Annotated in this window: 11 protein-coding genes; 7 read left to right on the forward strand and 4 right to left on the reverse strand. The window is 74.6% G+C overall.

Features of this window, described 5'->3' with window-relative positions:
* Window positions 1-61: 61 nt before the first annotated feature.
* Genes OM076_RS25815 through OM076_RS25825 form a run of 3 tightly spaced genes read right to left on the reverse strand, consistent with a single transcriptional unit; the run spans window position 62 to window position 4,204 of the window.
* Complete coding sequence (locus tag OM076_RS25815) at window positions 62-1,408, reverse strand: hypothetical protein (protein WP_270042980.1); 1,347 nt, start codon at window positions 1,406-1,408, stop codon at window positions 62-64.
* A gap of 34 nt (window positions 1,409-1,442) precedes the next feature.
* Entirely contained in the window at window positions 1,443-2,810 is a 1,368-nt protein-coding gene (locus tag OM076_RS25820; protein WP_270042981.1) for an NAD(P)/FAD-dependent oxidoreductase, read from the reverse strand.
* The gene (locus OM076_RS25825; RefSeq protein WP_270042982.1) at window positions 2,807-4,204 is read right to left on the reverse strand and encodes an aspartate aminotransferase family protein; all 1,398 of its coding nucleotides are present in this window, start codon (window positions 4,202-4,204) and stop codon (window positions 2,807-2,809) included. The genes OM076_RS25820 and OM076_RS25825 overlap by 4 nt, the downstream gene beginning before the upstream one ends.
* A gap of 122 nt (window positions 4,205-4,326) precedes the next feature.
* On the opposite strand from OM076_RS25825, the gene OM076_RS25830 reads away from it, so the two are divergent.
* The 7 genes from OM076_RS25830 (at window position 4,327) to OM076_RS25860 (ending at window position 11,413) form a co-directional block, all read left to right on the forward strand.
* Complete coding sequence (locus OM076_RS25830; RefSeq protein WP_270042983.1) at window positions 4,327-4,683, forward strand: ArsR/SmtB family transcription factor; 357 nt, start codon at window positions 4,327-4,329, stop codon at window positions 4,681-4,683.
* Between the two features lie 2 nt (window positions 4,684-4,685).
* Window positions 4,686-6,551: a proton-conducting transporter transmembrane domain-containing protein gene (locus tag OM076_RS25835; protein ID WP_270042984.1), complete on the forward strand. Its 1,866-nt coding sequence runs from the start codon at window positions 4,686-4,688 to the stop codon at window positions 6,549-6,551.
* The gene (locus OM076_RS25840; protein ID WP_270042985.1) at window positions 6,548-7,465 is read left to right on the forward strand and encodes a respiratory chain complex I subunit 1 family protein; all 918 of its coding nucleotides are present in this window, start codon (window positions 6,548-6,550) and stop codon (window positions 7,463-7,465) included. The genes OM076_RS25835 and OM076_RS25840 overlap by 4 nt, the downstream gene beginning before the upstream one ends.
* Before the next feature lie 70 nt (window positions 7,466-7,535).
* Window positions 7,536-8,141, forward strand: a complete 606-nt coding sequence (locus OM076_RS25845; protein WP_270042986.1) for a hypothetical protein — start codon at window positions 7,536-7,538, stop codon at window positions 8,139-8,141.
* On the forward strand, window positions 8,134-9,588 hold the full coding sequence (locus OM076_RS25850; protein ID WP_270042987.1) for a proton-conducting transporter transmembrane domain-containing protein: 1,455 nt from the start codon (window positions 8,134-8,136) through the stop codon (window positions 9,586-9,588). Before OM076_RS25845 ends, OM076_RS25850 begins: the two co-directional genes overlap by 8 nt.
* Window positions 9,585-10,964, forward strand: a complete 1,380-nt coding sequence (locus tag OM076_RS46320) for a hydrogenase large subunit (protein ID WP_270042988.1) — start codon at window positions 9,585-9,587, stop codon at window positions 10,962-10,964. The genes OM076_RS25850 and OM076_RS46320 overlap by 4 nt, the downstream gene beginning before the upstream one ends.
* Window positions 10,964-11,413: an NADH-quinone oxidoreductase subunit B family protein gene (locus tag OM076_RS25860; RefSeq protein WP_270042989.1), complete on the forward strand. Its 450-nt coding sequence runs from the start codon at window positions 10,964-10,966 to the stop codon at window positions 11,411-11,413. Before OM076_RS46320 ends, OM076_RS25860 begins: the two co-directional genes overlap by 1 nt.
* Here the strand turns inward: OM076_RS25860 and OM076_RS25865 are convergent.
* Window positions 11,410-13,038 (reverse strand): PucR family transcriptional regulator, encoded by a 1,629-nt coding sequence (locus OM076_RS25865; RefSeq protein ID WP_270042990.1) that lies wholly within the window; start codon window positions 13,036-13,038, stop codon window positions 11,410-11,412. The two genes, OM076_RS25860 and OM076_RS25865, sit on opposite strands and share 4 nt — an antisense overlap.
* Window positions 13,039-13,044 lie beyond the last annotated feature (6 nt).

Genomic DNA, 13,044 nt, shown 5'->3' on the forward strand with positions numbered 1-13,044 from the left:
GCACAGCACGGATAACTTTGCTCTCGTTGGGGCGCACCCGGCGCAGTTGACTTTGCGTCCTCTAGCGACGCGCGACGCGGAGGCGTTCGGCGTGGATGAAGCCGCTGCTGTTGTCGATCTTGACGCGGGCCGTGAGCCGGGTCGCGCCGCGCAGGCGGGCGTGGCGCAGGACCCGCAACGTCTCCACGCGCGTCTCGCCCGCGGGGATGCGGTACTGGACCCAATAGGTCTCGACGAGCTTGTGGCCGCCCGTGAAGAGGTCGGCCCCGAGCTCGCCGGCGCAGCCGCGCGCCGGTGACGGCGGGCACGACAGCTTCACCGGCAGGCGCGAGGCCGCGCGGTTGAGCTTCAGCGCTTTCGAGACGATCCGGGCGCGGATGCACCGCGCGTTGGCGGGCGGTGGCGGGTCGCTCGCGAGGTCCCAGACCTGGATCACGGGGAGCGCGCACGGCTGCGCCACCCAGGCCACCCGGTCGCCGTCGAAGGCCCAGCCGAACGAGCCGCCCTGGGTCTCGACACCGCGCGCGCCGGTGCCATCGCGGGCGCTGACCAGCAGGCGGCCGGCGAAGTCGTAGTTCGTCCGGCGGGTCGCGAGCAGGCCGCCCGCGAGCCTGGCCTCGTCGATGTCGCCGCTCGCGAACCGGACCTCATGCGGCCGCGACGCCCCGGGCGCGAGCACCTCCACGGCGCCCTCCTGCGTCCACGCGACCGTGCCGTCGGCGTCGAGCGACGCCTCCTGTGTGACCGGGTCGAGCGACACGTTCTCGGCGCGGGTGGTCTGGAGCCCGGTGCGCCAGTCGGAGACGGTCAGGCGGCGGGCGATGTCGTCGACGGTGACCGCGAAGGGCCCGGCCGCGTCGAGGACGCGTCCGTCGAGGTGGCGGAGCGTCCCGTCGGCGAGGTCGATCACGCCGGTCTGCTCGCCGCAGCGCCCGCGGCCCGTCAGGACAGTGCCGCGCAGCGTCACCGCGTGGAACGTGCCGGAGCTGCAGCGCAGGCAGGCCGCGTCGCCGAGGCAGCCGTCGAACGGCGTCGCGGCGTTCGTGCGCAGGTCGACGCGCAGGAGGTCCTTCGCGGCGTTGCGCGCGCAGCGCTCGTCGGTGCAGACCACCCGCTGGACGAACGCCTCCTCGCCCGCCGCCAGCACGCTGGTGAAGCGCGGCGCGCCGGCCGCCGGTGGCAGCGTGAGGATGTCGTGCGGCACCCCGTCCGCCCCCGCGCCCACGAGCGCCGCGCCGGTGCCGCGGTCCTCCATCCACAGCACCTGCCCGGCGGCGAGCGCGACCGAGTGCGCCGATTCGCCGGTCTCCTGGATCGGCACGGGCGCCGCGACCGAGTAGGACTGGCCGAACGCGGCGGCCGGCGACAGCATGAGGACGAGCAGCACCGCGCGGAGCACATGAGCCATGCGTGAACGGGTACCCGCCCAGAGGCGTTTGCCCTCAGCGGGCAACGTGGATGCCCATGACCCGCGGCGCCGCGGTCACGGCGCGGGTGAGGGGATCGACGGCGCGGCCCTCCTCCTCGAGGCGCTCTTTACGCAAAAAGGCACGGCGCACGAGCATTCCGCCCGTAAAAGCGATCGGTTCCGGCGGGACCCGCACCGGCTCGGGGTCGACCACGGCGAGGTCCGTCTGCTCGCCCGACGCGAGTGACGCGAGCACGCGGCCCGCGAGGTGCGACGGGCCGACGCCGTTGCCGGTGAAGCCGAACGCGTAGTGCACCGGCGCGCCGTCGAGCGTGCCCAACTGCGGGAGATGGCTCGGCGAGACGTCGATCGGCCCGCCCCACGCGTGGGTGATCGCGCGGCCCTCCAGCGCCGGGAACATCTCGACCAGGTGGCGGCCGGTCTGCTCCGCGACGTCGGCGTCGACCTCGACCTTCCCGCCCAGCCGCGCGCCCGGGGCGAGCCGGCCGCCGCCCCAGCCGAACGCGATCCGCCCGTCGCGGGTGGTGCGGAAGTAGTGGACGAAGACGCGCGCGTCGGTGACGCACTCTCCCCCGGTCCAGCGCAGCTCCTCGAGCACGTCCGGGACCGGCTCGGTCAGCACGATGTGCGAGGACGTGACCGAGATGCGGTTCTTCAGCGGCCCGAAGCCGCGCGTGGCGGCGTTGACGGCGAGGATCGCCGCGCCCGCCCGGACGCGGCCGCCGCTCGTCTCGGCGGTCACGCCGCCGGCGTGGGTGTGCAGCGCGCGGACCCGCGAGTGCTCGTACACCTCGGCGCCCGCCTCGCGCACCCGCGCTCGCAGGCCGAGCGAGAGCCGCGCGGGCTGCACGGTCGCGTCGTCGCGCACGAACAGGCCGCGGCGGAAGCGCGGGGAGTCGCAGCGGGCGCGCACGCCCGCCTGGTTGAGCTCGGCGACCCGGCTGCGCGGAGCGACCGCGAGGATCTCGTCGATCACCGCGTCGTGGGCGGGCGCGGTCGAGGCCATCAGGTAGCCGGAGCGGGTGAACCAGGCGTCGACGCCCTGCTCCTCGCACCACGTGCCGATCATCTCGACGCTCTCGGTGGACGCCTGGCAGACCTCGATCGCCCGGTCGCGGCCGAAGCGCTCGACCAGCGACGGCAGGTGCGTCCACAGCGTCTCGCAGAACCCGCCGTTGCGCCCGCTCGGCCCGTGGCCGCACAGGTCAGCCTCGAGCAGCACCACCGACGCGCCGCGCGCCCGCAGCTGCCACGCGGTCCACAGCCCCGTGTAGCCGCCGCCGATGACCACGACGTCGGCGGACACGTCGCCCGCGAGGGCGGGCGCCGGCTCGACGCCGCCCGCCTCGGCGAGCCAATACCCGTGCGCGGTGTGGATCACCCCACGTAGAACTTCTCTGAGGCGTCCGCGAGCACCGCTTCGGTCTTCGCGGCCATCTCCTCGAGCTCCTCGCGGGTGCTGATCAGCGGCGGGGCGAGGTGCAGGACGGCATCGCCGCGGTCGTCCGGGCGGGCGATCAGGCCCTCCTCGAGCAGCCGGCCGGCGATGAAGCCGCGCAGCAGCTTCTCGCGCTCCTCGGCGGAGAAGCGGGACTCCTGCGCGTCGCGGACGAGCTCCAGCGCCCAGAAGAACCCGGCGCCGCGGACGTCGCCCACGATCGGCACGCGGGACTTGATGCCCTCGAGCAGCTCGCCCATGTACGGCTCCAGCGCCCGCACGTTCTCGAGCACGCCCTCGCGCTCGAAGATCTCGATGTTGCGAAGCGCGACCGCCGCCGCGACAGGATGGCCCGCGAACGTGATGCCGTGCATCAGCATCCGGCCGTCTTCGTAGAGCGGCTCGGCGATCCGGTCGCTCACCAGCACCGCGCCCATCGGCGCGTAGGCCGACGTGATGCCCTTGGCGCAGGTGATCAGGTCCGGCGCGACGCCGTAGCGCGCGGAGGCGAACCACTCGCCGATGCGTCCGAAGCCGGTGATGACCTCGTCGGCCACCAGCGCGATCCCGTACCTGTCGCACAGCGCGCGCAGGCCCGGCCAGTAGCCGTCCGGCGGCACGAGGCAGCCGCCCGCGTTCTGGACCGGCTCGGCGATCAGCATCGCCACGGTCTCCGGCCCGGTCTCGATGATCGTGCGCTCGAGCTCGTCCAGCAGCCGCGCGGTGCGCGCCGCCTCGTCGCCGGCGTCCGGATCACGGTACGGGTTGGTGTTGGAGATCCGTACGACGGGGATCGGCGCCGCGCCGAACGGCTCCTTGTACGTGCGCACGCCGGTGAACGACAGGGCGCCGAGCGTGACGCCGTGGTAGGCGATCTCGCGCGCGATCGCCTTGGTGCGCTGCGGCTCGCCCTTGGCCAGGTAGTGCTGGCGCACGATCTTCCAGGCGGCCTCGACCGACTCCGAGCCGCCGTTGGTGAAGAACACGCGGTTGAGGTCGCCGGGGGCGCGCTCGGCCAGCGCGGCGGCGAGGTGGATCGCCGGCGGGTGCGCGGTCGCCCAGTTGGTGTTGAACGCCAGCGTCGACATCTGCGCGGACGCCACCGCGGCCATCTCCTCGCCGAACGAGTAGCCGATCTGGCAGCAGAACAGCGAGGAGAGACCGTCGAAGTAGCGCTTGCCCTCGGTGTCGAAGACGTAGGCGCCCTCGCCGCGCTCGAGCACCAGCAGCGGCTTGCCGTCAGGCCCGAACGAGCCGTTGCGGGTGAAGTGCATCAGCAGGTGCCGGTGCGCCTGCTCCTGCAGCGAGTCGGTGCCCAATGTGTCGGCAACAGTCATGCGGACCATGCTCGCCCCGCCTGTGGCCGCCCCGCAATGGGCGGAACGTCGCGTTAGCGCCAACGATCTTCGACGGATCGTCATCTCTGTAGTTTTCTGAAGCTTGTAATATTCTAAGCGAGATGCCGTATCGCACCGGACAGCCGCCCGTCTACGCCCTCAAAGCGGACTTCTTCCGGACGCTCGGGCATCCCGCCCGGGTTCGGATCCTGCAGTTGCTGCGCGAGGGCGAGCAGAGTGTCGGCGCGCTCCAGGCCGCACTGGACCTGGACTCCGGCGGGACCTCCCAGCACCTGGCGGCGCTGCGCAAGCAGGGGCTCGTGACCAGCCGGCGCGAGGGGACGAGCGTCTATTACGCCGTCAAGGACCCGCGCATCCTCGAGCTGCTCGAGCTCGCCAAGGCGGTCATCACCGCGGGACTGCATGAGCACCAGGCGCTGCTCGACGAGCTCGCAGTCGAGGACTTCGGCCCGCGCTGAACATGGGCTGGCTCGCGCTCGCCGGAGCGCTCATCCTGGCGCTCGCGGGTGCCTGCACCGCGATGCCCGGCGGTCTGCGCGCCGGTCTCGCCGCGCAGGCGGCCGGAATGGCGCTGCTCGGCGCCGCCGGAGCGGTCGCGCTGGCCGACAGGCAGTCGGTCGGGTCGTCTTGGCACGAGGGCGCGTCACCGGCGCTCGGCCTCGACCCGCTCAGCGGGCTCTTCCTCGCGCTGCTGGCGCTGACCGCGGTGCCGACGCTGATCTACGCCCGCGCGTACCTGCGCTCGCCCGCCGCCGGTGCACTCTGCGGCCTGTTCCTCCTCGCGCTGACGGGCGTGCTCGTGGCACGCGACGTGACGACGTTCCTCGCGTTCTGGGAGCTGATGACGCTCGCGCCCGCGGCGGCGATGCTCGTGACCCGCCGGGACGCGCAGGTCCGCGCTGCCGTCCAGACCTATGTCGCGGTCACGCATCTCGGTGGCGCGGGCGTCTGGATCGCGCTGCTGGCGCTGGCGGCCCCCGGCCCGCTCGGTGCCGGCGCGCAGACCGTCGTGGCCGTCGCGGCGCTGATCGGCTTCGGCACGAAGGCCGGTCTCGTCCCGCTGCACACCTGGCTCCCGCACGCGCACCCCGTCGCGCCCGCCCCGTTCTCGGCGCTGATGTCGGGGATGCTGGTCAAGGTCGCGCTCTACGGGTTGATCCGCGTCGAGTTCGAATGGCTCGGCACGCCGCCGCGCTGGCTCGGCTTCGCGCTGCTCGGCGCCGGGCTGTTGTCGGCGCTGGTCGGCGTCGTCTCGGCGATCGTGCAGCAGGACCTCAAGCGGCTGCTCGCCTACAGCACGATCGAGAACGTCGGGATCGCCGTGACCGCGCTGGGCGCTTCGGTCCTACTCCTGGACCCGGTCTGGGCCGCGCTCGCGTTCGCCGCGGCGCTGTTGCAGATCGTCAACCACGCGGTGTTCAAGACGCTCCTGTTCCTCGGGGCGGGGGCGATCGAGCGCGCCACCGGCAGCGTCGACCTCGACCACCTCGGAGGCCTGCTGCGCCAGCTGCCGTGGACCGGGGCCGCGTTCGGCGTCGGCTGCCTGGCGATCGCGGGACTGCCGCCGCTGAACGGCTTCGCGTCGGAGTGGCTGACGTTGCAGGCGCTGGCGCATCTGGCGTTCGCGGGGCCGGTCGCGGGCGGAGTGGCCGGCGCCGTCGGCCTCGCGGGGATCGGGGCGACCGCGGCGCTCGCGCTGCTGTGCTTCGTCAAGGTGGGCGGTCTCGTCCTGCTCGGGGAGTCGCGGCGCGAGGTGCCCGCGGTCGAAGTCCCGGTCGAGATGCGCGCGGCGCTCGCGGTGCTCGCCGCGCTGTGCGTCGTGCTGGGGGTCGTGCCGGGGCTCCTGATCGGTTCGCTCGCGGAACTCGCGCCCGGCTCGCCCGTCGTGGTGAGCCCGGCCGGCCTGCCCGCTCCCGCCCTGGCGCTCGTCCTCGTCGCCGCCACGGCGTTGTTGGCGTGGGCGCGCGGGTCGCGGCGCGCGGCACCGGCCCCGACGTGGGTCTGCGGGCAGCCGGTGACGCCGGCGCTGCGGTGGACGTCGGCGGGGTTCAGCAAGCCGCTGCGGCTTGTCCTGGAGTCGGCGATCCGCCCGCAGCGAGCGCTCGAGGTCGTCCGCGCCGGCGGCCTCGTGCAGCGCGTGCGGTACGTCCGGTTGGTCTCCTCGCCGGTCGAGCGGCTGCTCTATCGCCCCGCGATCCGCGCCGCGCTCGACGGAGCCGCACACATGCGCCGGCTGCAGACCGGCAACGTCCGCACGTACGCCGCGTACCTGCTGGCGCTCGTCCTCGGCCTCCTCGCACTGGCCCGCATGGGGGCGCTGGGATGAGCGTCGTCGCCGCCGCCGTTCAGCTCTCCGGCGTCTTCGTCGCGCCGGTGTTGCCCGGCGCCGTACAGGTGCTGAAGGCGCGCGCGCAGGGGCGGCGCGGGCCGTCGGCCCTGCAGCCGCACCGCACGTTGCGGCGCCTGTGGGGCAAGAGCGCGGTGGACCCGGTCGGTGCCGGGCCGGTCTACCGAGTCGTCCCGCCGCTCGTCGCCGCCTGTCTGCTCGCCGCGCTGACGCTCGTGCCCGTCGGCGGGCGCTCCGGCGGGCTCGGGCTCGGCCATGACGCGTTCGTCCTGGTCGGGCTGCTGGCGCTGGCGCGCTTCGCGCTCACGGCGTCGGCATGGGACACGGGCAACGGATTCGCGTTGATGGGCGCGGCGCGCGACGTGATGATCGCCGTCTTCGCCGAGGCGCTGCTGGTGCTCGCGCTGCTGCTGGCCGCGCAACCGGCGCACTCCACCGACATGGTGGCGATGAGCGTGGCGGCCGCCGGCGGCGACATCTGGCGGGAGCCCGCGCACTGGTGCGGGCTGCTGGCCTTCGCGCTCGTGGTCGTGGCCGAGACCGGGCGCCAGCCGGTCGACAACCCGGACACCCACCTCGAACTGACGATGATCCACGAGGGTCCGCTGCTCGAGTACGCGGGCCGCGATCTCGCGTACCTGCAGTGGGCGGCCGCGGCGCGCCACTGGGTCGTGCTCGTCCTGGCCGCCGAGCTGTTCCTGCCGCACTGGGGGCCATTCGCGCTGCGCCTCGTCCTGCTCGCCGCCGGCGTGGCGCTGCTGTGCGTCGCGCTCGCCGCGCTCGAGACGGCGCAGGCGAAGCTGCGCATCCTGCGGGTGCCGGGGCTGCTCGCGCTCGGCTCCGTGGTGGCGCTGGCGGGCGCGGCGGCGTGGCTGGCGGGCGTCGGCACATGAGCGACCCTGGCAACCCGCAGGCGAGGGTCCACACGCATGGCCCAGGGACCGACGGACCGGGGGTTGTCCGATGAGCGTGCTCGTCCTGGTGTTCGCTCTTGGCGTCATCGTCGTGCGCCGGCGCTCGCTGGCGATCGTGCTCGTCGCCGCGCAGTCGCTGACCCTCGGGCTGATCGCCCTGGACCTCGCCGCGGATCGCTCGAGCGAGTTCCTCGTCGCGAGCCTCGTGCTGCTCGCCAAGGCGGTCGCGCTCCCCGTGCTGCTGTTGCTCGTGGTGCGCCACACACGGGAGCCGCGCCTGGTGGCGGCCGCCGCCGGGCCGCTCGTGCGCCTCGCCGGTGCCGCCGCGGTCGCCCTGCTGGCGGTGCTGCTCGTGCCGCCGCTGGGGCTCGGCGGCGCCCAGGCGGAGCAGCTCTCGGTCGCGGTCGTGGTCGTCGGCGTGAGCATCGTCATCGCGCGCCGCCCGGCGCTGTTCCAGTTGCTCGGGCTGATCGTCGCCGAGAACGGGCTCTCGCTGCTCGCGATCTCCGTCCCGGGCGGGTTGCCGTACGTCGTCGAGTTGGGCGCGCTGCTGGACCTCGGGCTCGTGGTCGCCGTCGCCGCGGCGTTCACGCGCCGCATCCACGAGGAGCTGGGCACCGGCGACACCGAGCGCCTGCGAGGCCTGCGTGACTGAGCTCGCCGCCCTCGTCCCCCTGCTCGCCGCCGCCGGCGCGGCCCTCGTCTGCCTGGGCAGGACGCCCCGCGACACCGACCGGCTCAACGTCGTCGCCGCGTGCGTCACCGCGGCCGCGGCGCTCGCGCTGGCGGTCACCGCCCTCGCGCACGGCGCGGCGCCCGCCGTCGACGGGCGCTGGCTGCGCGTGGACGGGGCGAGCGGCGTGTTCGTGGCGGTGATCGCGGTCGTCGGCCTCTGCAGCGCGCTCGTCTCGCCGGGCTACCTGCGCACCAGCGCACGCAGCTGGTTCACCGCGACGCGCTCACGGCGCGCGTACTACGCCGCGCTGCACCTCTTCTGGGCGGCGCTGCTGCTCGTGCCGCTGATCGGCAACCTCGCCGTCGCGTGGCTCGTGGTCGAGGCCACGACGGCGGTGTCGGCGCTGCTGGTCGCCTTCACCGGGCGCCGCGACGCCCTCGAGGCCGGCTGGAAGTACCTCGTGCTGACGACGCTCGGGCTGTCGCTCGCGCTGCTCGGGATCATCGTGGTCGCGGCCGGGCAGGCGGGCCTGGGGCACACCGGCCTGCACGCCCTCGACTGGCGTGCGCTCGAACGGGCGAACGCGCTCCCGCATGACGCGACGCTGGTGGCGTTCCTGCTGATCGTCGCCGGGCTCGCGACCAAGATCGGCTGGGCGCCGGTGCACAACTGGCTGCCCGACGCCCACAGCGAGGCGCCCGCCCCGATCAGCGCGCTGCTGTCCGCGGCGCTCCTGCCGACCGTGGTGCTCGTCGCGTGGCGCGCCAAGTCGGCGCTGCAGGCGAGCGTCGGCGCGGGCACCGCGGGAGCCGTGTTCATCGGCTTCGGGCTCGCTTCGATGATCGTCGCGATTCCGTTCCTCTGGCGACAGGCGCCGTGGAAGCGGCTGCTGGCGTATTCGAGCCTCGAGCACATGGGCGTGATCGCGCTGGGGATCGGCTTCGGAACGCCGCTGGCGATCGCCGGGGTGCTGATCCACGTCGCCGGCCACGCGCTCGCCAAGGCGCTCGGCTTCTACGCGGCGCTCCCGCTGCTGCGCGCCGACCCGGAAGCCGCCACGCACGCGCCGGCCGGGGTGGCGAACGCAGCCACCGCGACGGCGATGAGCGTCAGCTTGATCGCGCTGGCAGGACTCCCGCCCTCGCCGCTGTTCGTCTCGGAGCTGCTGATCGCGCTCGGGGGCGTCGCCGCGGGCGAGACGGCGGTCGTCGCCGTCGCGGTGGTCGCGCTCGCGCTCGGGTTCCTCGGCCTCCTGCACGCCCTCATCGAGGGCGTGATCGGCGATCCGGTCAAGCGGCTGCACGCGGCACGGCGCTCCGAGCGGCAGATCGCCGCGCTGACCGTCGCGCTCGGTGCCGGGCTGCTCGCGTTGACGGCCGCCGCAACGCTCGTCCCCGGCTCCGCTCTCGTGGACGGCCTGCTGTGACCGCGATCGAGCACGTGACCGACTGGCGCGCGGCGGTCCGCGCCGCGACGGCCCACGGCGAGCGCTTCGCCGGCGCATGGGCGAGCGACGGCGCGTGGCGTGCCGCGTTCACCGCTCCCGGCACGGTGCGCGTCCTCTCCTGCCCTGCCGACCACGCCGAGACGATCGTCGACCTCGTCGGCGCGGCCGAATGGGACGAGCGCGAGGCGCGCGACCTGCACGGCCTGCGGTTCCCCGGGCACGAGCCGCACCGAGCGCTGGTCGCGCACCCGGCCGCGGGCTGGACGACGCCCGTGACCGGCGACGGCGTGCACGAGATCGCGGTCGGGCCGGTGCACGCAGGCGTGATCGAGTCCGGCCACTTCCGCTTCCACGCCGTCGGCGATCGCGTGCTGCTCTTGGACCCGCGGCTCTTCTACAAGCACCGCGGCCTCGAGCGCGCGGCCGAGGGCCGCGGACCCGACGAGGCGCTCGCCTACGCCCAGCGGGCCTGCGCCGCCTGCGCGGTGGCCAACACCATCGCCTACGCCCAGGCCGTGGAGGAGGCGCTCGGGCTGTGGCCGGACCGCGCCCTGCGCGTCGCCCGGACGCTGCTGCTCGAGCTCGAACGCCTCTACAACCACCTGCACGACATCGGCGCGCTGTGCTCCGGCGTCGGCTTCGCGCCCGGAGCGATGGCGTTCGCCGCCCTGAAGGAGCGCGCACAGCGCCTCAACGCCCAGCTGATCGGGCACCGCTTCCTGTTCGGCTCGGTGGCGGTCGCCCGCGGCGTCGTCGCCCTGACCGCCGAGGAGGCCGCCGGAGCCCGCGCCGGCGTCCGCGCGCTGCGCACCGACGCGGCCGCCGCCTGGCGCGAGCTCGAGTTCGCGGCGTCGCTGCAGGCGCGGCTGGACGGCGTCGGTGTGCTCGGGCGCGAAGACGCCGAGCGCCTCGGCACCGTCGGGCCTGCCGCCCGCGCCGCCGGGGTGCGCCGCGACGTGCGCGAGGACAGCCCGCGCCTGTGGTTCGGGAGCTTCACTCCGGCTGGTCCGCTCGCCGCCACCGGCGACGTCGCCGCGCGCCTGCAGGTCCGCGCGGCCGAGATCGAGGCGACGTGCTCGGCGCTCGATGAGGTGCTGTCGGCGCCGGTGCCGGCCGGCGCGGCGACCGCGCGCGATGCGGTGTCGAGCCTCGGGATCGGCCGCGTCGAGTCCCCGCGCGGCGCGACGACCTGCGCCGTCGAGCTCGCCGCGGGCCGCGTCACCCGCCTGCGCCTGCGCACGGCCTCCTACGCCAACTGGCCGGCCGTCGCGCACGCCGCGGCCGGTTGCCTGTTGCCCGACTTCCCGCTGATCAACAAGAGCTTCGAGCTCTGTTACGCCTGCGTGGATCGCTGATGTTCGTCCTCCTGCGCCAGCTCGCCACGCTCCGGCGCGACACCGGGCTCACCCGCGGCCGCCCTCGCTCGCTCGCGATCCGCCACGTCGACGCCGGCTCGTGCAACGGGTGCGAGCACGAGCTGGGTGCCGCCGGCAACCCGCTGTATGACCTGCCGCGGTTCGGTCTCGACATCGTCGCCTCCCCTCGCCACGCGGACATCCTGCTCGTCACCGGCCCGGTCACGACGCGGATGGCCGGGCCGTTGCGCGCCGCCTACGAAGCGATGCCCGAGCCCCGGCTCGTCGCCGCGCTCGGCGACTGCGCGCTGGGCTGCAACGTCCTCGGCGACCCGGCCGAGCTGGTCGGCTCGCTCGACGCGGTGTTGCCGGTCGACATCCGGATCGCGGGCTGCCCGCCGACGCCGGCGGCGATCGCCGAGCAGCTGCTCGCCTGGCTGGATCGCTAGCGGGTCATCGCGCGCAGGCCGCGGCGGAAGCGCAGCGCCCGCACCGCGAGATGCAGGCCGAGCACGACGTCCTCGTCGTCGAGCGAGACGCCGAGCGTCTCCTCGATCCGGCGCAGCCGCAGGTACAGCGACTGGCGCTCCAGATGCAGCGCGCGGGCGGCCTCGGCCTTGCGCCCGCCGGCCGCGAGATAGGCCTCGAGCGTCTCCAGCAGGGCGCGCGAGCGGGGTGCGGCGTCGCCGAGGAGCGGGCCGAGCTGCTCTTCCACGAACGCGTCGAGCTCGGGCGTGTCGCGCAGGTCGTGCAGTAGGTCGGCAACGCCGGGGCGCCGAGCGTCGTGCCAGCGGGCGATCGGGAGCGCGGTCGCCGCGCCCGCGCCCCGCCGCACCCGCCGCAGTGCCTGCCCCGCCGCGACCCACGTGTCCGCGGGGCCGCCGATCGCCAGCGCCGCGTCATCCGGCCCGAGCCCGTGGCGGTCCAGCGCGCCGTGGAAGAGCTGGGCGATGTGCTCGGCCAGTGCCGCGTCGTAGCCGCGGGCGCCGAGCGCGACGAGGATCAGCAGGTCGACGTCGCGCGGGCCGAGCAGGACGGGCAGGCCGGTCGAGGAAAGTGCGGTGCGCAGCTCGCCGGAGAGCCGCGTCCAGGTGATCCCGTCGGCCACGCGGGCCTCGCCGGCGTCGGCGGAGCCGCGGCGACGGGCGAACGACGGCGCGCGCCAGGTGGCGACGATCGGCAGGAGCGCGCCGCGGCTGCCGGGGTTCATGCCGAGCGCGTCCGCGCGGCGGCGCGCGTCGCCCTCCTCCACCCGCCCGTCGGCCAGGTCCGACAGGAACGCCCCGCGCGAGCGCGCCCGCAGCTGCTCGTCGTGCTGCTGGGCGAGCAGGCCGATCGCGACCGCCAGCGCCGCCCGCTCCACGGCGACGCGATCGAAGTCGTCGAGCGGGTTCTCCAGCGCCAGGCCGAGCAGGCGCCCCCACGAGGAATCCAGCAGGCGGACCTCGGCGGCGAACATCCCCTCGGCGGCCTCGCCGCGGTCCTCCGCGCGGTGCACGTCCGCCCACGCCGAGAGCGCGAGGTCGTCGCCGTGCGGACCGCTGACGTAGTAGACGAGCCCGCCGCCGGCGTCCTCGAGCACGACCGGGTTGCCGATCGCGCCGACCAGCTCGGCGAGGATCTCGGGCACGCCGCGGCCCTGCAGGATCAGCTCGGTGAAGCGCCGGTGGATCTCCTCCCCGCGCGCGAGCAGCGCGAACTGCGCGTTGATCACGGCGCCGTGGACGGCCTCGGTGATCTCGATGAAGCGCACCGGGCGGTGGAAGGCGACGACGGGAATGTTCGCGCGCGCACAGGCGGCGACGACCGGCGCGGGGACCTCGCGCCAGCTCGAGCCCAGCTCGACCGCCAGCGCGGCGATGCCCTGATCGATCAGCGACGCGCTCCACGCGGCCTGGTGGCGCGCCTCGTCACCCGCGCCGAGCCCGGTGGTGAGCACGAGCTCGCCGCCCTTGAGCAGATCGTCGGGATCGGGCATCTCGATCACGTGCGCCCAGCGGATCTCCCGCCCCAGGCCGGCGTCGCCGATCACGACCTCCGGTAGTGCCCGGCGCACCACGGGTAGGTCCAACACATCGGC

The organism is Solirubrobacter ginsenosidimutans (assembly GCF_027587205.1).